This window comes from Mucilaginibacter angelicae, from assembly GCF_042434235.1.
In the GTDB taxonomy this organism is placed as follows: Bacteria; Bacteroidota; Bacteroidia; order Sphingobacteriales; family Sphingobacteriaceae; genus Mucilaginibacter; species Mucilaginibacter angelicae.
In genome coordinates, this window is the sequence record NZ_JBHLTS010000022.1 from 756520 (window position 1) to 782225 (window position 25706).

Annotated in this window: 15 protein-coding genes; 3 read left to right on the top strand and 12 right to left on the bottom strand. The window is 44.2% G+C overall.

Features of this window, described 5'->3' with window-relative positions; translation table 11 throughout:
- The first annotated feature begins 25 nt into the window (after positions 1 to 25).
- On the top strand, positions 26 to 4018 hold the full coding sequence (locus tag ACFFGT_RS15280; RefSeq protein ID WP_377023400.1) for a hybrid sensor histidine kinase/response regulator transcription factor: 3993 nt from the start codon (positions 26 to 28) through the stop codon (positions 4016 to 4018).
- A 175-nt stretch (positions 4019 to 4193) separates the two neighbouring features.
- On the opposite strand, the gene ACFFGT_RS15285 is transcribed toward ACFFGT_RS15280, so the two are convergent.
- Positions 4194 to 5513: a vanadium-dependent haloperoxidase gene (locus ACFFGT_RS15285; RefSeq protein ID WP_377023401.1), complete on the bottom strand. Its 1320-nt coding sequence runs from the start codon at positions 5511 to 5513 to the stop codon at positions 4194 to 4196.
- A 240-nt stretch (positions 5514 to 5753) separates the two neighbouring features.
- On the opposite strand from ACFFGT_RS15285, the gene ACFFGT_RS15290 reads away from it, so the two are divergent.
- Entirely contained in the window at positions 5754 to 9305 is a 3552-nt protein-coding gene (locus tag ACFFGT_RS15290; RefSeq protein WP_377023402.1) for a VCBS repeat-containing protein, read from the top strand.
- A 149-nt stretch (positions 9306 to 9454) separates the two neighbouring features.
- Here ACFFGT_RS15290 and ACFFGT_RS15295 read toward each other — a convergent pair whose 3' ends face one another.
- From ACFFGT_RS15295 to ACFFGT_RS15345, 11 genes are all read right to left on the bottom strand, one after another.
- Positions 9455 to 10432: a glycoside hydrolase family 43 protein gene (locus ACFFGT_RS15295; RefSeq protein WP_377023403.1), complete on the bottom strand. Its 978-nt coding sequence runs from the start codon at positions 10430 to 10432 to the stop codon at positions 9455 to 9457.
- A gap of 314 nt (positions 10433 to 10746) precedes the next feature.
- Positions 10747 to 11751 (bottom strand): family 43 glycosylhydrolase, encoded by a 1005-nt coding sequence (locus ACFFGT_RS15300; RefSeq protein WP_377023404.1) that lies wholly within the window; start codon positions 11749 to 11751, stop codon positions 10747 to 10749.
- 3 nt (positions 11752 to 11754) lie between these two features.
- Positions 11755 to 13725: an alpha-L-arabinofuranosidase family protein gene (locus ACFFGT_RS15305; RefSeq protein WP_377023405.1), complete on the bottom strand. Its 1971-nt coding sequence runs from the start codon at positions 13723 to 13725 to the stop codon at positions 11755 to 11757.
- A 7-nt stretch (positions 13726 to 13732) separates the two neighbouring features.
- Entirely contained in the window at positions 13733 to 14905 is a 1173-nt protein-coding gene (locus tag ACFFGT_RS15310; protein ID WP_377023406.1) for an aldose epimerase family protein, read from the bottom strand.
- Between the two features lie 213 nt (positions 14906 to 15118).
- Positions 15119 to 16819, bottom strand: coding sequence for a sodium:solute symporter family transporter (locus ACFFGT_RS15315; RefSeq protein ID WP_377023407.1), 1701 nt, complete (start codon positions 16817 to 16819; stop codon positions 15119 to 15121).
- 442 nt (positions 16820 to 17261) lie between these two features.
- Positions 17262 to 18755 carry an L-arabinose isomerase gene (araA, locus tag ACFFGT_RS15320; RefSeq protein WP_377023408.1) on the bottom strand — a complete coding sequence of 498 codons (1494 nt, stop codon included), beginning with the start codon at positions 18753 to 18755 and terminating at the stop codon, positions 17262 to 17264.
- Positions 18756 to 18800: 45 nt separating this feature from the next.
- Positions 18801 to 20162 (bottom strand): glycoside hydrolase family 27 protein, encoded by a 1362-nt coding sequence (locus ACFFGT_RS15325; RefSeq protein WP_377023409.1) that lies wholly within the window; start codon positions 20160 to 20162, stop codon positions 18801 to 18803.
- 5 nt (positions 20163 to 20167) lie between these two features.
- Positions 20168 to 20866, bottom strand: a complete 699-nt coding sequence (locus ACFFGT_RS15330) for an L-ribulose-5-phosphate 4-epimerase (protein ID WP_377023410.1) — start codon at positions 20864 to 20866, stop codon at positions 20168 to 20170.
- A 7-nt stretch (positions 20867 to 20873) separates the two neighbouring features.
- Positions 20874 to 22580, bottom strand: a complete 1707-nt coding sequence (locus ACFFGT_RS15335) for a ribulokinase (RefSeq protein ID WP_377023411.1) — start codon at positions 22578 to 22580, stop codon at positions 20874 to 20876.
- A 366-nt stretch (positions 22581 to 22946) separates the two neighbouring features.
- On the bottom strand, positions 22947 to 24395 hold the full coding sequence (locus tag ACFFGT_RS15340; RefSeq protein ID WP_377023412.1) for an arabinose isomerase: 1449 nt from the start codon (positions 24393 to 24395) through the stop codon (positions 22947 to 22949).
- Positions 24396 to 24550: 155 nt separating this feature from the next.
- Complete coding sequence (locus ACFFGT_RS15345) at positions 24551 to 24691, bottom strand: hypothetical protein (protein ID WP_377023413.1); 141 nt, start codon at positions 24689 to 24691, stop codon at positions 24551 to 24553.
- On the opposite strand from ACFFGT_RS15345, the gene ACFFGT_RS15350 reads away from it, so the two are divergent.
- A complete protein-coding gene (locus tag ACFFGT_RS15350) occupies positions 24692 to 25588 on the top strand; it encodes an AraC family transcriptional regulator (RefSeq protein ID WP_377023414.1) in 897 nt (298 codons plus the stop codon).
- The last annotated feature ends 118 nt before the right edge of the window (positions 25589 to 25706 follow it).

Consider the following 25706-nt stretch of genomic DNA (forward strand, 5'->3'; position numbering starts at 1 on the left):
TTATATTTGCTTTAAGCTAATTATTTTGAAACCACTATACATATTTTTATTCCTTTTTACAGTATCATGCGGCATGTGTAATGCCCAGACTTACTACTTCAGGCATTACCAGGTTGAACATGGTTTATCGCATAATACCGTTTACTGCAGCCTGCAGGATAAGCGCGGTTTTTTGTGGTTTGGCACCAAAGACGGGCTTAACCGTTTTGACGGTTATACCTTTAAAACATTCAGGCATAACCCAAGTGATAAAAGCACCATTTCCAACAATATGGTGCATACCCTGTGCCTCGATAAGGAAGGTACACTTTGGATAGGCACCGATGAAGGGCTGGATAAATATGATCCGCAATCCGAAACATTTGCACATGTAAATCCGGCAAACATTAATGGCGTGCGCAGCATCACTTTTGATGAACATAATAACTGCTGGTTTGTAGCCGGTGCTTCATTAATAAGGTACAATACCCAAACCGGCGAAAAAACCGATTACTGGCCCTGGCAGCACTTTGAGGCTACATCTGTAGTTATCATTAATAGTACAGTTTGGACATCTTCTTCATCGGGCGTTATGGAGAAACTGGACCTGGCAAGCCGCACCTTTACAGCTTACAATGTGTTTAAGCCAACAGATAAGGTTACATCAAAGTTTATAGAGAAGATTTATTATGCCGGCAATAACAAAATATTTGTAGCCACCAACAGTCATGGCTTTAAGGAGTTTGATGCCGAAACCGGTACATACAAAGACCTGCTTAACTACAATCCGGATAAAACGGCGCTTTACGTACGTGATTTTTTGAAATACAGTGATACCGAATACTGGATAGCAACAGAATCGGGCGTGTTTATTTACGACTCAATAAAGGGAACGTTCCTTAATCTCAGAAAACATTTCAATGATCCTTATTCCATATCAGATAATGCTGTTTATTGCCTTTTTAAAGATTCGGAAGGTGGTGTTTGGATAGGCACTTACTTTGGCGGCCTTAATTATTATCCTAAACAATATTCAACTTTTAACAAATTTTATCCCGACACCGAGCCAAATTCGCTTAAAGGAAACGTAGTGCGTGAAATTAGTAAAGACATGTACGGCAACCTGTGGATGGGGACTGAAGATAACGGCCTTAACAAATTAGCGCCTGATAAACATACCTGGACCCATTACTATCCCAAAGGAAATGCCACCATCTCCAATACTAACATTCACGGCATATTACCCATAGGCAATGAGCTGTTTGTAGGCACTTTTGAACGGGGCCTGGATATCATGAACATTAAAACCGGCAAAGTTGAGCGCGTTTACCTGGCCGGGAACCAAAGTAACGACCTTAAAAGTAACTTCATCATTTGCTTTTGTAAAACCCGTAACGGGTCCATTTTTGTTGGTACCACCCGCGGCATGTACAGGTACAATTTAGCAACTAAGGATTTTACCCTGATAGATAAATTACCTCCGTATGATTTCGTTTATGCCATGACCGAAGATCATAACGGTAAAATATGGGTAGGTACTGTACGGGATGGCATTTACTGTTACAACCCGGCTAATAATACAAGCACTAAACTAAACTACCGGTACCCGGTTAAAAATGTGCTTAACACTACCACAGTTAATGGCGTTTTTGAGGATAGCAGCAATAAATTATGGTTTGCTACCGAAGGCCTGGGCTTATGGAGATATGACCCGGATGCTGATACTTATCAATTTTATGACAGCAATAATGGCTTTCCAAGCAATTACATTTTCAGGGTGGAAGAAGACAATCACAAAAACTTATGGATCAGCACTACACGCGGCCTGGTTTGTTTTAACCATGATAGCGGGAGCATAAAAATTTATACAAAAGCAAATGGTTTGTTAAGTGATCAGTTTAACTACAACTCATCTTTTAAGGATGCCGACGGTACGCTGTACTTTGGTTGTGTACGTGGTATGGTTAGCTTTAACCCTGCCAATTTTAAGTTAAACCACTTTGTGGCCCCGGTTTATATAACCGGTTTCCAGGTACACAATAAAGAGATCTCTGTTAATGGCGCCGATTCGTTGCTAAAGCAATCTATCATCAGCACAAAAAAAATCAATCTTAATTATAACCAATCTTCATTTAGTATTGATTTCGCGGCATTGAGTTTTCCATCGCCCGAAATGACCCAATATAAATACATGATGAAAGGATTGGATAAGGGCTGGACCGAACTTAAACGCAATCGTAAAGTTTACTTTACCCAATTACAGCCCGGTCATTACACCTTTGTAGTAAAGGCGGCAAATAATAACGGCATCTGGAACCAAAAAGAAACAAGCCTTGAAATTGATATAGCCCCTCCCTTTTGGGAAAGTATTTGGGCATACATTGCTTATTGCATATTGTTTTTATTAACAGGCTATTACCTGCTCAGAAGCTACCACCGCAAAACCCGCGAAAAAAACAAACGCATTATCGAAACCCTTGAAAATGATAAGGAAAAAGAGATCTACAATGCTAAAATTGAATTTTTCACCAACGTGGCCCATGAAATCCGTACACCCCTAACCCTTATTAAAGGGCCAATGGAAAAAGTGATCAAAAAAGCCGAGCATGTTCCGGAGATTCAAAACAACCTGAAGATCATGGAAAAGAATACCAACCGGCTCCTTGACCTTACCAACCAGCTGCTTGACTTCCGGAAAACCGAAACCAATGGTTTTAGCCTCAGCTTTGTTAAAACCGATATCATCGATATGCTTGCCGATACGTTTGTTAGATTTAAACCCATGGCCGAACAAAAGAACCTCAGCTATACCTTTAAACACCCGGTTAAAACTGTTTATGCCTATGTTGATATTGAAGCATTCACTAAAATTGTAAGCAACCTGATCAATAATGCCATCAAATACAGTACCTCTGTTGTTGAGATCGAACTGCTTGACCACCCCGTCAACGATCCTACTTTTACTATCGAGATAAGGAATAACGGGCACCTGATCCCTTATGAAATGCGTGAAAAGATCTTTGAGCCTTTCTTCAGGATGAAAGAATCAGAAAAGCAAATTGGTACGGGAATAGGGCTTTCCTTGTCGCGTTCACTTGCCGAACTGCATAAAGGTTTACTGGTGTTGAATAAATCTATTAACGATTTTAATATATTTAACCTTACTTTGCCTGTACACCAGGAAAAAGAATTCGACCTGCATATTACCCCCGATGAATATGAACAGGCAGACCTAAGTAACAGAGAGGAGAATATTGACTTTATGAAACCAGTTATACTTTTAGTGGATGATAACCCGGAAATACTTGATTTTATTTCGGATGATCTGAGCGACAAATATTCGGTTATTAAAGCCCTTAACGGCCAGGAAGCGCTGGATATGATAGGCATTGAGAACATCCAGCTTATTATAAGTGACGTAATGATGCCCGGGATAGATGGGTTTGAACTATGCAAAACCATTAAAACCAATTTTGATTACAGCCATATCCCCATCATACTTCTTACTGCAAAAAACACCCTCCAAAGTAAAATTGAAGGCCTGGAAGTTGGCGCGGATGCTTATATCGAAAAACCGTTTTCGCCCGAGCATTTGCAGGTGCAGATAGCAAACCTGCTTATCAACCGCAATAAAATCAGGGAACATTTTGCAAGCTCGCCGCTGGCGCATATCAAGTCGATGGCTTACTCAAAACCCGATGAAAGCTTTTTGGATAAGCTTAATGGGGTTATCTACAAAAACATTCAAAATGCCGAGCTTGATGTGGAGCAGATAGCCAACCTCATGAACATGAGCAAGCCAACACTGTACCGTAAGGTTAAAGCTATCTCAAACCTTACCATTAACGAGCTCATCAATATCACCCGCCTTAAAGCCGCTGCCCAATTACTGGAAGAAGGTGATTATAAGATTTATGAAGTGGCCAACATGGTGGGTTACAGCTCACAATCGCACCTGGGCCGCAACTTCCTGAAACAGTTTGGTACTACACCTACGGAGTATCAGCAGGCTAAGCGGAGTAAGGTGAAGCAGGTTTAGTACGCAGGGTCAAGCGTCTCACGGCTATTCGAAGTCTCTGACTTCGAATCCAATATGCATGTAGTTTGTAACTACATGAAACCACTGTAGTCTGAAGACTACAAGCATAATCGTGCGAAGTCAGAGACTTCGCACAGCCGATAGCGGTTTATTGAATTGAATCAGAGTTCTTCAGCTACTTCCTCGTATGCAGTTTAGTTAAAGCAAACTGCCCTATCCTATCACCTTCATCAACACCGTTAGTTATAGATGGCATATAATGGATGCCACCATAAAACCTGCTGATGGCTGCTTCTTCTGCCGCGGCTTTAAACGATTTGAAGTTACGCGCAGGTATAGAAAACTCCATTTCTGTTGAATCAATAAAAGGAAATTCATCACCAAATAGCTTGCTCAGCACCACCGCCGAAGCAGTAGATACAACACTATGCCCGCTGGTATACTCGGGGAAAGGCGGCGTTTGCAGCAGCGGCATCCAGCTTTGATCAATATATTGATTAATATAAGTTTCGGGCCTGATTACCTTGCTTCGGTATTTTTCGTCCCAGCAGTTTATAAAACTATCGGCAATAACCACCGCTATACTGGCATACGCTTCAGCGCTCCGCATATAATCGGCCTTTGCTTTACGGCATACCAGCGCAGTGATATTGATCCAATGGCCGCCCGGTGAGATCTTTTTGGTGGCAAACATAGTATGGCCATTGATATTCACTTTAAAGGGGTTATCATCCCAAAAAGTAGCAATGGTGGCCTCGTCATCAGTGAGGTGCTTGCCGGTGTCGTATACTTCCATAGCCAGCTTGTAAAAATTACTGCCGGGAATATTACTAAAAGTAAAGGGATGTGATGGTTTAAACTGCTGTGCCGAATCGAGTAAAAAAGGGCGGATCTCGTTCCAGTGCGGTTCAATGCCTTTCATGTAGGCCGGCGGTGTAGGTTTCCAACTGGCATCGTCGGTTTGCACATCGTATTTTGACAGTGAGCGGGTATGTTTATAATTATCCTTACCCGCCCATTTAATGATCCTGTCGGCAATGAGTTTACCGTATGCTATCGAATTATTATACACACTATCGGGCATCCCGGTGTCTTTAAACTCCTGCATCAGCTTGTCATGGAAACCTTCAATCCTACCCTCACTCATCACCAGGATTTTGCCAACGGTTAAAATAGCATGCGATGCCGACAGCGTAAAGCAATATTTTTTACCGGCGATAGGCTTAGGTACCGAGTCGAGTCCTTTCAACTGCCCTTCAAGCGACTGGTAATGATTATCTCCATTACGTGAAGCCTCGTATGCCGCTACACTGATATAGGCATAAATCCGGCTTGCAACCGGCGGCGAATAAATATCATGCCGTACCACATCAGTAACATCTTTTATAGACCGATGAATAAAATCCGGATTTTCGGCCGGTTTTTCCCAGCTTTTTTTACCGCATGATGAGCAGGTTATAATAACGATAAGGGCAAAGTATAGTCTCTTCATCATGATGAACAGGAAGGGATTGATCAGTTTAATTGGTTTACCCCTCAAAACAGGGTTCAGATCAAAGCTAACAGTTAATAAATATTTAAGTATGAGCCGATAGTAAATAACTAACTTTTGATACAATTTGCAGAATCAGGAATTATAAAATCTGTTTTCTTTACAGTGGCTTGTTGCATTATAACCAATAAGTTAAAGCTTAACCAAGGCATAAACCATCAATCAATTATTAACCATTTCTGCATGATAAAAAGTTTACCCAAAGCGTTTAAGCTATCTGCCTTATTGTTATTGTTTTTAGGTGCCGGATGCTCCCAAAAATCATCTGGGCCAACGCTGTTTAAACTGCTGGATGCATCACAAACAGGTATAGATTTTAAAAATACCATTACCGAAAGTGACAGCATCAACATCCTCAATCATCCCTACCTGTACAATGGCGCGGGTGTTGGTATCGGCGATTTTAATCACGACGGTCTGCCCGATGTTTACTTTGCGGGTAACATGGTTGCCAATAAATTATACATCAATAAGGGTGCACTTACCTTTAAAGATGTTACCGATGCAGCCGGTGTAGCCGGTAATGGCGACTGGTACTCAGGGGTATCAGTAGTGGATATAAACAATGATGGCTGGCCGGACATCTACGTATGCTCGTCGTTTAAAAGTGACCCCAACCATCGCAAAAACCTGCTTTACATTAACCAAAGAAATAACAAAGACGGCATACCGACTTTCAAAGAGTCGGCAGCAGCATATGGACTGCAGGATACCGGCTACAGTACCCAGGCCGTATTTTTTGATTACGATCATGATGGCGATCTGGACATGTACCTGCTCACCAATTTTTTAGGCAAGGAAACACCGGTTGCCTATCGCCCAAAATTAACCGATGGGAGCGCCCAGAATAATGACCGGCTATACCGTAACAATGGTAACGGCACGTTCACCAATGTAACCAAAGAGGCAGGTATTTTGATTGAAGGCTTTGGTAACTCGGTTTCCATATGCGATGTAAATAACGATGGCTGGCCGGATGTGTACGTAGGTAACGACTTTATATCAAACGATCTGCTGTGGGTGAACAATAAAAACGGAACATTCAGCAATCGCGCAGGAGAGTATTTTAAACACACGGGCTGGTCGGTAATGGGTTCGGATATGGTTGATATCAATAATGACGGCAAGGCCGACCTGGTATCCTTAGAGATGCTGCCCGAAGAGAACGTCCGTAAAAAAACCATGTTGGTTGGCGATAATTATATCACCTACATCAATAATACCAAGTTTAAATATGAGCACCAGTACATTCGTAATGTGCTGCAGCTTAACCAGGGGCAAACACCGCTTGGTCACCCGCAATTCAGCGAGATTGCCTACCAGGCCGGTGTTTATCAAACCGACTGGAGCTGGACGCCCCTCGTAGCCGATTTTGATAACGATGGTTACCGCGATATGATGATCACCAACGGATACCCTCGCGACGTAACAGACCTTGACCACGCCCTGTACAGTAATGATCAGGGCCGTACCGTTAAGGAAAATACTACTTTGGCGGCTGCCGATTCATTCCCGGTAGTAAAAACACCGAGCTATGCTTTCAGAAATGCAGGCGGATATCTGTTTAAAGATCAATCCAAAGATTGGGGAATTGTGAAACCTACCTTTTCAACCGGCGGCGTTTATGCCGATCTGGATAATGATGGTGATCTTGACCTGGTGATCAACAATATCGATGATGATGCCTTTGTTTATGAAAACACTGCCAACAGCAAAACACAGGTATCCAAAGATCATAACTACCTTACCGTTGCGCTGCAGGGTGACAGTAAAAATATTGGTGGCATTGGCGCTACAATACGAGTTTATTATAAAGACAACCAGCAATTTTATGATCAGCAACCCTGCCGCGGCTATATGAGTACAGACGACGCCCGCGGACATTTCGGTATAGGTTCATCAACTACTGTCGATTCGCTGCGGGTGCGCTGGCCCGATGGTAAAACCCAGTTACTTACCAATGTAAAGGCAAACCAAACGCTTACACTGCAATACAAAAATGCTTCCGGCTATTTCCCGCCCGAAGCACCCGGCAAAGTTACCCCGGTGTTTCAGCCTGCTAACAACCAATCGGGCATAAAATATGTACACCAGGAAAAAGACGCTATCGATTACAATATCCAGCCTACGCTTCCACACAAGTTAAGCCAGTACGGGCCTGGTATTGCCGTTGGCGATGTGGACGGCAATGGCTATGATGATCTTTTTGTGGGAGGATCGGCAGGCAACAAAGGAGTATTTTTCATTCAGGATGCCAGCGGTCATTTTACTATGGATAACAATCGCTTTGTAAACGAAGAAATCAAAGATGAGGAGGACATGGGCGCCTTGTTATTTGATGCCAATGGCGATGGCTTCCCGGATCTTTACATCGCAAGCGGTAGTTACGAATTTCAAAAAGGCCATACAACCACGCAGGACAGGCTTTACATCAACGATAAAAAAGGCCACTTTACCCGCGACCTCGCAGCCGTGCCTGTTGAATACGATAACGGCTCATGCGTTCGTGCTGCTGATTTTGATGGCGATGGTGATCTTGACCTTTTCGTAGGCTCAAGGTCGGTTTCGGGGGCCTACCCTTCATCGCCGGTTAGCCATCTGCTCAGGAACGACGGCGGGAAATTCACAGATGTTACCAATGAACTTTGCCCAGATTTGATCCATGGCGGCATGATCACCGATGCCTTATGGTCGGATTTTGACAAGGATGGTAAAGTTGATCTTGTAATTGTTGGCGAATGGATGCCAATTACCTTTTACAAAAACACAGGGCATGGTTTCAGCAAGATCAAATCCGGCATCGATGATCATGTAGGTTGGTGGAATAGCATTGTAGCCGGTGATTTCAACAACGATGGTAACGTAGACTACGTAGCCGGTAACCTCGGCCAAAACTCAAATTACAAAGCATCATTTGAACAACCTATGACCATTATGGGTAAAGACCTTGACGGCAACGGCTCATTCGATGCCATGATATTTTGCTATATGAAAGATGAGGACGGCTCACAGAAACCTTTCCCTATGCATACCCGCGATGACCTGATCAGTCAGCTGATCTCCATCCGTAAAAAATATCCAAGCTATCGTGGTTTTGGGCATGCCACCATGAATGACCTGTGGGCTGAAAAAGATAAAGAAGGTGCCGTCATCCTTAAAGCTACAGATATGAACACCAGCCTTATCACCGGTAAAGGCACTGGTACTTTTAGTATCAGTGCACTACCGCAAAATGCACAGATGGCTCCGGTTTATGGCATGATAGCCAAAGACGTTGACCGTGATGGTAATCTCGACCTTGTAATGGTTGGCAACGACTTCGGCATGGAACCTTTTACCGGCCGTCATGACGCCTTTATGGGTTTATACATGAAAGGCAATGGAAAAGGGGGATTTGCTTCGTTATCGGTAGCCAACAGCGGTATTTATGTTGCGGGGGATGGTAAAGGTTTGGCAAGTATACAATCACCCAAAGGTGATTTACTGATAGCTACGCAAAATCAGGACAGCCTTAAGGTATTCCGCAGTACCGGTGTTAACATTGGTAAGCGATACATCAAATTAAACCCTGATGATTTTTATGCCGATATCACGCTTAAAAACGGCAGTAAAAAGCATGTTGAGTTTTATTATGGATCAACGTATTTGTCGCAATCATCAAGGGTATTGGAGTTAGATGGCAATGCTGGTGATGTAACGATTACAAGTTATAATGGTAGAAAGAGGAAAGCCTAAATACTCCCTTATAAAAGACTTACGAAGTTTAAAAACTTCGTAAGTCTTTTATCAACAAATTTAGGATGGGCCTTTATGGCTATTAGGACAATAAAATGTAGAGACGCATAATTGCATCTCTACAGTAATAAATAATTTAATAACGCGCACTACTTCACCGGTTTCACTCCTTCACTGGTCATTATCACACGTTTAATACTGCCATCTTTGTTGTAGTACAGATAATCGATACAAACCGAACGGTGAAAACTACCTGCATCAGGCACCAGCGCACCATTGTGATATATAAAATACCATTTGCCTTTAAAATCAATAATAGCCTGGTGATTGGTATTGGAGTTACCGGCAATCTCATTGATAATCCCCTTATACTCCCAGGGGCCATTGATGTTCCGGCTCATGGCATAGGCTATTTTTTCGGGAAACTCATAGGCGTATGATAAATAGTACCAACCGTTGCGTTCATGGATCCACGGCGCTTCGGTGTAATGCGGCAGGGTGATGGTTTTGATCTCGCCGTCGAGTTCGGTCATATTGCTTTTAAGTTTGGCATAATAGCAAATACCATTGCCCCAAAACAGGTAGGCCTGTCCATCTTTATCAATGATAACAGTCGGGTCGATATCATCCCAGGAATGTTTTACAGCTTTGGTCATATCGTTGGTAACCAAAGCGCTGCCACGGGCATCCTTAAAAGGACCCAGCGGACTATCAGATACCGCCACACCGATAGCTTTACCTGGAATCGTGCCATGTTCAACAGCCACATACCAGTAAAACTTACCGTTTCGTTCTATCACCTGCGAAGCCCAGGCATCGGCCTTTGCCCACTTAAATTCTTTAACATTCAGTGGAGATGGATGCTCTGTCCAGTTCACCATATCGGTTGAAGTAAAGCAGGTCCAGTCGTGCATGGTATAACCGTTATGGCCCGGTGCCGCCTCATCATGCCCTGTGTACAGGTAAACCTTGTCCTTGTAAACCATAGCCGCCGGATCGGCAGTGTACTTATGTTTGATGATGGGGTTACCATCGGCGTGGAAAGTGGTATCACGTGGAGTGGCTTTGACCGAGGCTAAACTACCAACAGCTATGGCTAACACGATTAATTTTTTTAATATTTTCATATTGTTCCTATCGCATGTTCAAGCGTCCACGCTTGAATAATACAAAATGTGAGCGTCCACGCTCACGTTATTAGTTATTTCAGGTGTGTAAGCGTGGACGCTTAACCTGCGGAGGCCAACAAGCCTTTTCAATTCCCTCCCTCGGGAGGGGTGCGGCAGGTGAGTGTAGTGGCGGGGAGGGGTTTGTACGGTTTGCCAAGGAATATGCGTGGTGAAGAAACCCCTCCCTACACCCTCCCAAGGGAGGGAATCGCAATGCCCGGCCCTCTTTTTCCATTCCTTTATCCCGTGTCCTCACGGGCTGCATTATTAACTCACTTACCCACCTCAGGCCATCCATCAACCCAATCCAGCTTCTCTACCCTCAACTTCGAGATCCCCCTATCCGCAGCGTCATACCCGTGGAAGATGATATAATCAACCCCATCAAAAGTACTTACACCATTATGCCCTACGCCGTACCAGTTGGCATCACCTGCCAGCAGGATACTCCCGCCACCTTTGTTCATAGCAATACCCTCTTTATCCAGATACGGACCTTTCAGGTTTTTTGAGCGGCCGATGATCATTTTATAGGTACTCTTCGGCCCTTTACAGCAATAATCTATCGAGGCAAACAGGTAAAAGTATTTATCATGTTTAAAAATAAACGGAGCTTCAATAGCATTACCGCCCGCATCAACCGGGTTACCATCAACAGCGGGAAGGTTTTCTGATATGACCTTCCGCCGGGTGGCGATAGTTGGGATCTTATCAAGATCTTCTGCAACGCTTAGCCTGTCTTTATTCAGCTTTACCAGTTTCAGGCCATCCCAAAACGAACCAAAAACAAGGTATGGCGTACCGCCATTATCCGTAATTAAGTTCGGATCGATGGCATTCCAGTTGGTTTTACCGGGGATGGATTGGAGCACTTTACCGTGATCAACCCATTTATAGGCCGGGTCATCGGTATGCAGCGTCGTGTTTGTTGCTACCCCAATGGCCGAAGTGTTTTTACCAAAAGCCGATACCGAGTAAAACAGGTAGTAAGTGCCTTTATAAAGTGAAATATCCGGTGCCCAGATGTGGCCTTTAAAACCGGGGATAGCATCAACTGCCCATTGCGGCGCTGCTGCAAATACAGGTTTCTCCGCCTTCCATTGTACCCTATCTGCCGACGACCACATAGCGATGCCGTTACCTGTACAGAAGATATAATAGGTACTGTCTTGCCGGGTCATTACCGGGTCGTGCACCGATATATCAGTCCTTAGTTCCTGGGCATTACTTACAATGCCCGGGAACAATAAGGATATGATCAGAAAGATCTTTTTCAACGGTTATTTATTTTTAAGCCTTACTATTTTAAACGAGTATGGCTCAATTGCAAGCTTCAGGGTATTGCCTGAAATATCAACAGTACTTTCAACAGGACTAACAGCTGTTGGCGCGGCCAATGAATTTTCAGCGTCTTTACTGTCAGCTTTCAGCGTAGTAACGGTAGCTTGTTTTTGATAACCTTTTGAACCTGTAATTTTAAAGCTCACGTTTTGTGCCGATGTGCTGGTATTCACAAATTTGATCACCAGTTCGTTCGTGTTTTTGTCTAAACTGGCGGTGGCGTAGCTGTCATTTTGCCCGGCCACGGCTTCATTATTCAGGGTAAGCGGCACTACATCGGTGCCTTTGTTTAGCGAGAACAATTGCTGCACATAGTAATTCGGCGTGGCATAGCTTTTCAGGTTATCAAACCAGATCAGGTTTGGTGTCCATTGCCAGCCTTCCACATGGGCGAAAAGCGGGGCATATGAGGCCATGTTCACTACGTCGGCATTACGCTCCAGGCCGGTCATAAATGCAGCTTCAGAAAGTGCACACTCCCAGTTATTTTTATTTTGCGGGCTTACTGTTGCAACACTTTGTGCCGCATATTCGCCAGCGAAGATCTTAGGGCCTTTACGGTCGTAATTATCATAACGGCGGGCATTATCCCTGAACCATTTTGGCGGCGCATAATAATGCTCGTCTAAAATATCAGCACCCAAACTGCGGAATGTTGTATTTAACAGATCAAATTCCTTTCCTTCAGGCGATGGCCCTAATGCCGATACGATCTTGATATTCGGGTATTTTGTTTTGATAGCCTTGGTAAAAATTTTCCAGCGGTCAACATATTGCTGTCCCCATTGCTCGTTACCCACACCAATCATTTTTAAATTAAACGGTGCCGGGTGACCGAGGTCTGTACGCAGCTTACCCCATTTGGTGCTGGCATCGCCATTGGCAAACTCAATCAGGTCGAGCGCGTCCTGCACATAAGGATCAAGCTTATCCAAAGGCACCAGCTCAGCCGTATTAAATTCGCAGGCCATACCGCAATTCAAGATCGGCAAAGGCGACGCACCGATATCTTCGGCAGTCATGAAATACTCCATAAAGCCCAGACCGAAAGTTTGATAATAATCAGGTGCCGGACGATGCTTAAATTCGGTATTCCAACGGTTAATGATATTCTCGCGTTTATCAACTGCACCTATAGTTTTTTTCCACTGATAACGGTTGTTCAATTCACGACCTTCCACAATACAACCACCAGGGAAACGTAAAAAACCGGGTTTTATATCCGCCAGCTTCTGTACCAGGTCAGCACGTAAACCACCAGGACGGTTTTTCCAGGTATGCTCGGGGAACAGGGAGATCATATCCAGATCAATAACGCCCTTGCCGCTCATCCAAACATATAGTTGTGCTTTGGGAGTTGTAGCGCTTGACTTAAATTTCACGCTGTAACGGTTCCATTCCTTATCGGTTGGGGTAAGCTCGGCGTTACCTATAATGGCGTCATTATCGCCGTGCAGCTCAATGTTCAGCTTTACGTTGGTATCGCCTTCCTGTTTAGCTATCACCGAAAAGCTGTATTCTTCGCCTTCCTTAACGCCCATCCCCCCGCGGAACCCTTCATTTGAGAAACCGTAAAAACCGGCATCGCTTGTGATGTAGCTTTTTATAAAATGCGCGTTCTCCGGCCGTTCAACAGCACGGTTAATTACCTCTGTTCTGCCATCGCCCCCATCCTTTTTCTGTTCTTTCCATCCCATCAAAGGCATATTGAACTCAAACGAACGGTTTTTTACCAATTCAGCGTATACACCACCATCGGCAGCAAGGTTAATATCCTCAAAAAAGATCCCATACATAGTAGGCTGAATGTGTGCCTTCACCTTATCTGCCGCAATAGTATATTGTGTTTGCGCATGTACCGCGGTAAAAGTACCGGCAGTACACAGCATTAAAAAAGCTCTTTTTAACATAGCTTATTTATTTGGAGAATTTGTAAATGGTAACCGTATGGTAAGTTTGGCCCGGCTTTAACACGGTTGAAGCAAACGCTGCCTGGTTTGGCGCATCCGGAAAATGCTGGGTTTCCAAACAAAATGCCGAGCGGTACGGATAAGCTTTACCGCCTTTACCATCTTTGGTTGCGCCGGTTAAAAAGTTACCCGAGTAAAATTGCAGACCAGGCTCTTCAGTAAATACTTCCAAAGTGATACCGGTAACAGTGCTTTTAACCGTGGCTATTGGGGTTGTAAGATCATGTTTGTTCAGTACAAAGTTATGATCGTAACCTTTGCCATTTTTCAGTTGCTCATCGGCGGTGCCAATGTCCTTACCAATAGTTTTTGATACAGTAAAATCAAAGGGCGTGCCTTTAACCGGTTGCAGCTTGCCGGTTGGGATAAGTGTGGTATCCACGGGCAAAAATGCATCGGCATTTATTTGTAATACGTTGTCGGTAATGGTTGGGCTACCCGCACCGTTCAGGTTAAAATAGGCGTGATTAGTTAAGTTAACGACCGTGGTTTTATCGGTAGTGGCTTTATATTCTATTTTAAGTGAATTATCATCGCCTAAAGTATAAACCACGGTTGCAGTTAAATTACCGGGATAACCGCCTTCACCATCTTTTGAAACATAAGTAAGTTCCAGCTGCGAAGCGCTCAATTGCTTAGCCGAAAACACCTTGCCATAAAAGCCATTAAAGCCGCCATGAAGGGTATTAACACCATCATTTATATCCAGTTGATAAGCTTTGCCATCAAGCGTAAATTTACCTTTAGCTATCCGGTTACCATAACGGCCAATGATAGCACCAAAATAAGGTTCTCCACGTTTTTGATAACTTTTAACCGAGTCGTAACCTAAAATAACATCGGTAGCTTTGCCGTCTTTATCGGGGACTAACAAGCTTACCAGCCTGCCGCCATAATTGGTAATGGCCACAGTAGCGCCGCTGGTGTTTTTCAGGGTGAAGAGTTTTACTTTTTGTCCCTGTAAATCAGCCTCAAAATTGGCCGAATCAGGTACATGTTGAGTGGTTGTTGATGCCGAATCTTTCACGGTTGAATCAGTTGTTTTTGGATTACCGTTACAAGCCGCAAAAAGCGCTGCCGAACAGCTTAACATCATTAGTAAATTCTTGTTATTCTTCATAATTTGAGGTTGTTAGCTTGCCTTTTTAAAGCATTGCTGTTTAACTATTATAATTTCCGGAATAAATAATTGGGTTTAACTGATGGTTAGCAATCAGTGAGACCAATGTATAAAAATTAATTTATAATTGTTAAAAAAACACTTAAAATATTAATTAAAAAAAGCCCGCCTCGCGCGGGACTTTCTTATTCAAAAATCAAATATTTCAACTATTTACCAGAACTTCACATAAAGCATGGTAAGCAGTATAAGTGTAACTATAATTAATGCCATGGTCGATTTCTCAACCTTGAACATAGTGCGCGGAATTTCGAGCGCTTTAGGATTAACTTTAGGTCCGGCTAAGCTTACTCCTATTGTCACGATCATTGTGAACAGGAATGATAGGCCCATACAAATCAGGAAAGGGATCTCATAACCACCTTTACCGTTAGGGAATGCCGTGTAAAGGAAGGTTTCGTGACCGAACAGCTTAGGCGCGTAGTTATTAAACAGAACCGACATGCCGAAACTTGTTAAAATACCTGCTATGGCTGCAGCACTTGTAGTGCGCTTCCAAAAGAAACCTAAAATAAAAATAGCAAAGATCCCCGGACTGATAAAGCCGGTATACTTTTGAATGAAGGTAAAACCACCTTCGCCGCCTATACCCAACAGGTCTTTCCAGGTAAGTATGATAGAGAATACCAGGGCAGCTACAATAGTAAGCCTTCCAAAAACTACCATGCTTTTTTCACCAGCTTCTTTATTGATGTGCTTTTTGTAAATATCCAGTGTAAAAATGGTAGAGATACTATTAGCTTTACCTGCCAGCGATGCCACAATAGCCGCCGTAAGCGCGGCAACCGAAAGGCCTTTTAAGCCGGTAGGCAGAAAGCCGAGAATGGCAGAATAAGCATTGTCTATTTTAAAATGTCCGCCCGAAGCCATTTCCTGATGTAAAGCACCGTTCTTGTATAATACGTAAGCGGCAATACCCGGTAAAACCACAATTACAGGCATAGTCAGCTTCATTAAACCGGCAAATAAAATCCCGGTACGGGCAGTTTTCAGGTCGGCTCCAAGTGCACGCTGGGTGATATACTGGTTACATCCCCAGTAGTTAAGGTTTACTATCCACTGACCGGCAAAATACATCGCAATACCAGGCAGGGCCAGGTATTTATTGATCTCTTCCTGCGGCGCTCCCGGTTTAGGCTTAGCCATCATCATTTTAAAGTGATCAGGCGCATCGCTCATCATTTTGTTTAAACCAGCCATGGCGTCTTTACCCAAACCAAAATGTTCACTCACCAGGGTAAGCGCTATGTAAGTAGTAGCCAAACCGCCAATAACCAATACCAAAACCTGTATAACATCGGTAAAACCAATCACCTTCATACCACCAAGGGTAATGAACAGGGCAAAAATAGATAGTGCGATGATGATCTCATGCAGGTAGCCGCCACCCATCAGGTTGTTAATAGCTAAAGCGCCGAGATAAAGTATCGAGGTAAGGTTCACCAGAACGTATAGCAATAACCAAAAGATAGCCATAATAAAGCTCACCGTTTCGTTATAACGGTTATGCAAAAACTGCGGCATGGTGAATATCTTATTTTTCAGGAAAATAGGAATAAACCAAACGGCCACAATAATGAGCGCAATAGCTGCAACCCATTCGTAAGCAGCAACGGCAAGTCCTACTTCAAAACCCTGTCCGCTGGTGCCTATAAATTGCTCGGCAGATATGTTCGAGGCAATCAGCGACGCACCAATAGCCCACCAGGTAAGTGAACCCTCGGCCAGGAAAAAATCATGACTATCAGATACGCCTTTGACCTTTTTACGACTGTATACCCAGTACCCGTAGCTCGTAACTACAATAAAATAGATTACGAAGATCACGTAATCGATAGTGGAAAATTTGTTCATTATTTGGTTTAAAATTTAGTTTAGTTTGCTTTTGGTTTAGTTTAGTTTACTTCTTCCTGTTAATGTTATAGCCGTAATACCCATTATTAATAGGCTATGTATTTGTTTTATCAGGGTTATCTTTTTAGTTTTTGTTAATCAATATATTAATTAGGGCGTTCCTGCGGCCGGGCTATCCGCTCATACTGCACAGGCCTTAACCACGTGGCCGGTATCCGCTTCTATCCCTAACGCGTTGTATTCGTTACTTTAACCATGTCATTGCGAGCGTAGCGCGGCAATCTCGTAGTCATGCTATTAACACTGCAAAGTGGCCATGCATTGCTACGAGATTGCCACGTCGCCCCGTTTACACAATCCCTTCACCGCTCCTCGCAATGACATTTTTATTTTTTAGTCCCCTCAGGGTCTCTCATAGAGGACCCTGAGGATCTTTGCTTCGCTACAACTTATAAGCCGCATCATTCCACCTGATCTCGTTCCTGAACTGATCAAGCTTAGTATCCTTACCAATCCGTAAAAACTCAATACCGGCCATATCAGCAAAATCATTGATCAGCTCGGCAGATAGGTTTTGGCTGTAAGCAGTATGGTGAGCACCACCAGCGTAAATCCAGGCTGCGCAACCGGTTTTCATATCCGGCAGTGGTTTCCAAAGCACTCTTGCAACCGGCAGGTTTGGCAGGTCTTCAACCGGCTCAATAGCTTCAACTTCGTTAACGATCAAACGGAAACGGTTGCCCATATCTACAATTGATGCATTGAGGGCTGCGCCACCGGCTACGTTAAATACCAAACGTGCAGGATCGGCCTTGCCGCCAATACCAAGCGGATGCACCTCTAACGATGCTTTGCCGTTAGCTAAGCTGCTGTCAACCTCCAACATGTGCGAGCCTAACACCAACGCATTGTTTGGGTCGAAATGATAAGTATAATCTTCCATGAAAGCGTTACCGCCTGGCAGGCCTGCACCCATTACTTTAAAGGCACGTACTAAAGCAGCAGTTTTCCAGTCGCCTTCACCGGCAAAACCGTAACCATCGGCCATTAAACGCTGTGAGGCAATACCCGGTAACTGGATCATGCCATGCAGGTCTTCAAACGTATCGCTGAAACCTTTAAAGCCGCCATCCTGTAAAAACTTGCGTAAACCAAGCTCAATTTTGGCAGCGTCATAAACCGAAGTATGACGCGAGCCACCTTTTTTCAGGTCGTCGGCAACGTTATAGGTAGTTTCGTATTCATCAATCAGGGTGTTAACCTCAGCATCGGTTACACTCTCGATCACCGCAACCAGGTCGCCAATACCGTAAGTATTTACCGAGAAACCAAATTTCAGTTCGGCCTCAACCTTATCGCCATCTGTTACCGCAACAAAACGCATGTTATCGCCAAAGCGGGCAAATTTTGCACCCTGCCAATCGTACCACCCGGCGGCAGCGCGGGTCCAGCTTTCAATGTCTTTCAACACTTCGCTATCCTGCCAGTGACCAACAACTACTTTGCGGTTAATGCGCATACGTGATACCATAAAACCAAACTCCCTGTCGCCATGGGCGCTTTGGTTCAGGTTCATAAAGTCCATATCAATTGAGCTCCATGGAATATCGCGGTTATATTGGGTATGCAGGTGCAGCATCGGTTTTTTAAGAATACTTAAACCCCTGATCCACATTTTGGCAGGCGAAAAAGTATGCATCCAGGCAATAACACCGATACAGTTTTCGGCAACGTTAGCTTGCTGTAAGGTGTTATAAATTTCTTCGGTTGATTTAACAACAGGTTTGTATACCACACGCACTGGAATATTGGCTGCGCCGTCAATTCCTTTAGCTATTTCCTGCGAGTGCTCGGCAACTTTTTTAAGTGTTTCCTCTCCGTATAAATTCTGGCTCCCGGTAATGAACCATACTTCAAATGTTTTCAGATCGATCATTATAATTAATTATTGATTTTGCTAATTAGTGATTAGTGAATTGGTTTAGTTTTTTGGCGACAGTCTTAAAAGCGCTGCACCGTGTTTATTTATTTTTTGCTGATAGCCTGAGCTATACTGGCCAACATCCTGTTTTTTCCACAGGTCGCGCACAGTTACTTTTCCTTTCAGGCCCAGGTCTTTAAAATTCAGAGATACCGATTTGTCATCGTCGCCGATGTTGAAAAAGGCTGCGTAAATGTCCTTGCTGCCGGGGATCTGTGAGTACCAGATCATGGCGCCGTCCTTTTTATACAATTGTTTGGGGCTTGATCCTTTTTGGTTTACCGCAATTACCTCATCATTGGTAAAAAGATTCAGTTCAAAGTCGCGGTTTTCGGGTAGATTGCCGCCTATCATCAGGGGAGAACGGAAGATGCTCCAAAAGGTCATGTGGGTATACTCTTCATCCTCGGTAAAGCGGCTGTAACGCTCCTGACCTACCGGACCACGTTTGCTCAGCTTACCGATCTGGATCATGTCACAATCGGGCCAATGACCGGGGCCGCTTACGCCTTCCCAGCTTTTGGCATAATCAAACATATGCAGGATCTCTTTCCAGTTATCCCAAAAATCATCGGCCATTCGCCACATATTGGCATATTTGGTGGCGTGAGCAGCTTGCGCAACCGGGGTTTCGCCGGGCGAAAGACTTAGCACAACCGGTCTGCCGCATTGTTGGATGGCTTTCTGGTAACCTTCAACCTCAGCATTGCTATAAGGGCGCGAAAGGTCATCTACCTTAATAAAATCAACTCCCCATGAGGCATAAAGCTCCAGCAGCGAGTTCAGGTATTCCTGGGCACCAGGCTTTTTCATGTCCAAACCATACATGTGGTTCATCCATGGGCATTTTGAGTTGGTATCGGCCACCATATCGGCAGTGATGCCATTGGTGCCTTTTACCGGCGATTTTGACCAAACGGCCTGTCTCGGGATACCGCGCATCACGTGGATACCGAATTTTAAACCTTTGCTGTGGATATAATCGCCCAGCGGTTTAAAACCGTTACCACCAAAAGCCGATGGGAATTTGGTAGGCTGGGGAGTTAACCTTCCCCATTTATCCATAGTAAGCCATGGCACGTATGAACCATCTTGCAACCGTAATTGAAATGGATTGCCGATGTTACTGCCCGGAGGGTTATCGTACGACCATAAAAAATCGACCACTACATACTCCCAGCCGTGTTGTTTGAGATGTTCTGCCATGTAATCGGCATTGGCCTTTACTTCATCTTCATGTACTGCCGAACCAAAACAGTTATAACTGTTCCAGCCCATAGGCGGTGTAGCTGCTACCTGTGCGGATAAACGGGTGCAGGCAAAAAAACAAAGCAGCAGGAAAAACAGGTTTATTTTTTTCATCAGGTTTATTGTCCGTAATATGAATCAGGTCCGTGTTTGCGCTCGTAATGCTTTTTGATCAGCGCATCTTTTAAGCGGGGGGCGCTTTTATCAATTTGCTCGGTGAGGTAGGCCATTTGGGCAACAGCCTCCAGCACTGCACTGTTATAAACTGCTTTCTCGGCAGTTTTACCCCAGGTAAATGGTGCATGATTACCAACCAATACCATTTCAACCTCTTTATAATCCAGGCCTTTTTCTTCAAAGCATTCCATGATCTGGAAACCGGTTTGGTACTCGTAGTTGCCTTTGATCATTTCATCATTCATGGGAGGGGCACACGGTATATCAACCGTTAAATGATCGGCATGAGTGGTGCCGAAAATAGGAATATCCCGTTGCGACTGCGCCCAGGCTGTTCCGTAGGTGGAGTGCGTATGCACAATACCGTTGATACCTTCCCAGTGTTTGTAAAGCACGGCGTGTGTTTTGGTATCGCTTGAAGGACGAAGATCGCCCTCGATTGTATTGCCTTCAAAATCAACGATCACCATTTTTTCAGGTGACAGGTCTTCATAAGGTACGCCGCTTGGTTTAATGGCGAACACGCCTAATTCCCTGTCCGCAGCACTTACATTACCAAAGGTGAACAACACCAGGCCCAGTTTGGGCAGCTGCATGTTGGCATTATAGGCACTACGCCTTATATGATCATACTTACTCATTACTTTTTTATGCGTTTTGCAGTTCAGGATTATTTTTCAAAGCAACTTCGGCAGCTACGAACTTGCCCAGTATACTGTATTGGTTATAGCGCTGCTGATATACTTCTTTCAGCGCAATGTTTGGTTCATAAACCACATCAAAACCGCGGCCCATAGCGGCCATAGCTTCTTCAACAGTTGGATAGATGCCTGCAACCACAGCAGCAAACATGGCTGCACCTAAAGCACAAGTATGTTTAAACTGGTGGATGCGGATAGGCATTCCCAAAATATCGGCCATCATTTGCATTACGAATGGTGACTTTTTAGCCACACCACCAATACCGATGATCCCTTTAACAGGGATCCCTTCACTGATGAAGCGATCGACAATGCTTTTAGCGCCAAAACAGGTAGCCTCGGCCAATGCACGGAATACCCTTGGCGCATCGCTGCCCAAACCTAAACCGGTGATAGCACCTTTCAGCTCCTGGTTGGCATCAGGCGTACGACGACCGTTAAACCAGTCTATAGCCAGCTCATTGCTTTCTTCAATTGGTAACAAAGCAGCCTGCCTGCTCAGCTCAGGGATGATCATTTCAGAAATTTCTTCCTTCAAAGCTTCGGCAGTAGCCGCATCAATTACCTGCGATTGTGAAAGCAGGTTATTTAATGGCCAGGCCAGGATATTTTTAAACCAGGCATAAGTATCACCAAAAGCCGACTGACCAGCTTCTAAACCTGCCATGCCGGGAATAACTGAACCGTTAACCTGTCCGCAGATCCCACGAACCAGCTTGCCTTCCATTTCTGATGATGGGGCTACTAAAATATCACAGGTTGAAGTGCCCATAACCTTACTCAGGTGATAAGGCTCAATCTGGCCACCAACAGCGCCCATGTGCGCGTCAAAAGCGCCGGTACCTACAACTACATCGGTTGAGAGTCCCAATATCTCCGCCCACTCTGCGCTGAGGTTTCCGGCTGCTTCATCGGCAGTGTATGTATCTTCATATAATTTATCCCTGAAACCAGCCAGCACAGGGTCGAGGGAAACAAAAAATTCTTCAGGAGGCAGGCCGTCAAATTCTTCTGCCCAAAGGGCTTTATGCCCGGCAGAGCAGCGGCCCCGTTTAATAGCCTTAACATCGGTACCTCCGGTTAACAGGAAGGGGATCCAGTCGCAATGCTCCACCCATGAGGCAGCAGCATCACGTACGCTTTTATCAACCCTTAATACATGCAGCAGCTTTGCCCAAAACCACTCCGACGAGTAAATACCGCCAACATATTTCAGGTAATTGGTATCAAATTTTGTAGCGTGCTCGTTGATCTGCGCCGCTTCTTTAACCGAGGTATGATCTTTCCACAATACAAACATGGCATTGGGATTACTTTCAAAACCAGGAGTTAGGGCAAGCGGTGTTCCGGTAGCATCAACCGCAACGGGGGTTGAACCGGTAGTATCTACAGAAATACCTTTTATATTTTTTGCGATGGCCTCGCCGCCGGCCTGTGCTATACAATCTTTAATGGTGGCCTTAAGCCCGTCGATATAATCCTGCGGATGCTGGCGAAACTGGTTTTCGGCAGGTACGCAATACTTGCCATCGCGCCAGCGGGGATAATTAAATACAGATGAAGCTATTTCTTTTCCGTTGGCCGCGTTTACTATCACGGAGCGCACGGAGTCAGACCCGTAATCAACCCCGATCACTAATTGGTTATTGCTCATATAAAGATTTATAATTATTGTCGAAATAACACTTAATTATTGACAAAGAAAAATTTTATTTAAAATTTTATTCAGATAAAATGCATTATTAGTTTAACAAGATCATTACCCCCGTAAAAAAGTCATTACATAGCAAAAGTAACCCTGAAAAAGGTTGAAGGAGAGATTAAACCCGGAAGCAATAATTAGTGTTGTTTTAACAATATAAAGATATCATTCTGTAGCAGATTAGGCGTTTTGAGGTGATAAAACGTTTAATTTACAAAAGTAATATAGAGATCATTTTGCAGGAAATGGGATTTTATCCCCCTCAAACCTCCGCGTCATTGCGAGGCACGAAGCAATGACGGGATTAAGAAATCAGTGTCAACAAACCTTCACTATCTCCACCCCTAACAAATCACCTAATTTTTTCACTTTTGATGCGATATGCCCCTTCCCCACGGCGCAATGGTGTGCAGGCCCGTGCGAGTTCCAGGTTTCAACAAAAGCCCTTGCCCCAATTGTAAATTTATAGCGGCTGTTGGTATTACCTATTTCAAGAATTGGCCCCGGTACCGATTCGGCTTCGGCTACCAGGAAAATGATCTTGCCACCTGCGGTTTCCACAACGGAAAGCATGGTTACAGGGCCATGGCTTACCGACATTTCAACCGAAAGCCCGTTGCCAACCTTTCCATGATAAACCTGCAGTGGCTTTACTTTAATCTTACCTTCGGCAATGGCAGGGTGACACGGGCCATCATGCCCCATCAGTACCACATCGTCATTAAAATCCATGGCATAGTATTCGGTAAAGGAACCTCCGGCACCGAAACTATCCATTATTTTCATGGCCTGGGCATTCTTGATCTCGTACTCGCCAGCCACCGGAATGCCCGCGGCAGTGAGCAGTGAGTTACCTAAAATCACCGAACTCATGGTGTCCTCGTTAACCGCATTGCCTGTTCCTTTATGGTAATAAGCCATGGAGCCCAGGTTATATTTTGCCACCAGTTGATCCAGGGCTACGGCGGTTATTGCAGCACGTTCCAATTCTGCATCCGGACAATCGGGTTGTACATCAAAACGTTCATGAAACTCTTTAATCTTATCCTGTACTTCAACCGCCTGAACGGTGCCACGTAAACCCGATAACTCATCCACTTCCATAATCTCAATATGCCCGCCAAATGTGGCGCATTGCAAGGTAAGATCCGAGTAAATATCCAGCATACCGCCATAGTAATTGCCCATAACCCCCAGTGTATTGTGATACATGATGTGGGCTACTTTAGCTGCTGCAATCCACTCTTCAACCTGCTGCCAAACATGCGGGTCATTATGCAGCATGCCTGTTATTTGGTAAAACGGGATCGTAGCCCGTTTAAAAACATTGGCAATTTCGGGCACAGGACAGGCGGAACAATAGGCCAGCCATTCGCCGGTCATGGCTGTACGATTTTTCATTTGATTAAATGAGGCGTAATCAATTGCTGCGCCTGGTGTAAGATTCAGGATCACAACCGGAACTTTAGCCCTTTTTACAACAGGTAATACAGTTGATGATAGCGCGTAGGTGGTAACATACAGAAATATCAGGTCGACATCCTCACGCCGGAAACGGCTACCTGCCTCCAATGCTTTTTGCGGCGTGTCAATCAAACCCAGGTTAACCACACCGGCGCCAAAACCCGCCAGTTTACCCGCCACCTCATCTACATAACCCGAAAGTCGTTGTTCAAGGCCTTCAAACTGATCCCAATAGGTATTGAGCCCTATGCCGAAAAGTCCTATTTTGAGGGTTGAGGTTATTTGATTGCCGAAGGTATTCATTGTATGTAGTTTATTTTATTGGCGATGGGTGGATAATCGGTTATTGATTAATAGTTAAAAAACTATAAAAGATATATTAACTTAGATGTTGTTTAATTAGTGCCAAAGATTGTGTTATACAATATACAGTGCGAATTTGTAAATGGGATATACAATTATGTATCTCTGCAATAAATATCGTTTTTAAACAACTCATCATAATTGGGGATGAGCCAAATATTGCCATATAAACCCTGGGCATCAATACACTTTTTGATATTTAAGATGTATTTATTGATGCCGGTAAAAAATGCCATATGATCAACTATTACAAATACCTGCCCGTAAGTAAGGAAGATGAAAGCTGGGGCCTTTGCGTGTTAAATACCGGCTGTACTCATATTGAGGCTTCCTGCTCTTATCCCGGCAAGGCACACCCGGCGCATCATAATTTTAACTGGAATACCGGCCGGGTATTGAACGAATACCAGGTAATTTATATCACCAGGGGCAAAGGTTTTTTTGAATCGGACAGTTGTAAACGGCTTGAGGTAAAGGCGGGCAGCGTTATTATTCTTTTTCCGGGAGAAAGGCACCGTTACAAACCCGACGATAAAACCGGCTGGGACGAATACTGGATTGGCTTTAAAGGCGAGGTAATGGATAACCTGATCAATAAAAGTTTTTTCAAGCCCGAAACGCCTTGCCTTAGCATCGGTTTTAATGAAGGCATTTTTAGTTTGTTCAACAATATTATTGAAAAAACAAGACAGGAGGATACCGGTTATCAGCCCATGATATCAGGAGCGGTACTGCACCTGTTAGGGAGTTTTCATGCGGTAAGTAAACAAAACTCGGTAAGTGATGGCCGGGAAGTATTGATCAATGAAGCGAGGTTGCTGTTTCGTTCAAACATAACAGCCGATTTTTCGCCCGAACAAGCGGCATCTCAGCTGGGTGTGGGCTATTCGTGGTTCAGGAAGGCTTTTAAAAACCATACGGGACTATCGCCGGGCCAATATTTTATCCAGCTGAAAATTGAACGGGCAAAAGAACTGTTGAATGACCCTTCTATTCCAATTAAAGAAATTGCTTACGACCTGAGATTTGAATCATATTTCTATTTTTCCAAGCTATTCAAAGAAAAAACCGGCATCGCCCCTACCGATTACCGGAAACGGGCGCATGGCGATCATTCAAACCTGCTATCATAAATGATAAACCGAATATCAAAAAGTGTAATCGTTGCTTTCATATTCATTGATAGATTTGGTTAGATGATATTACCTGTTTTGTGCCGAAGATTTGGCGCCGGCAGGTTCTGCAATAAAC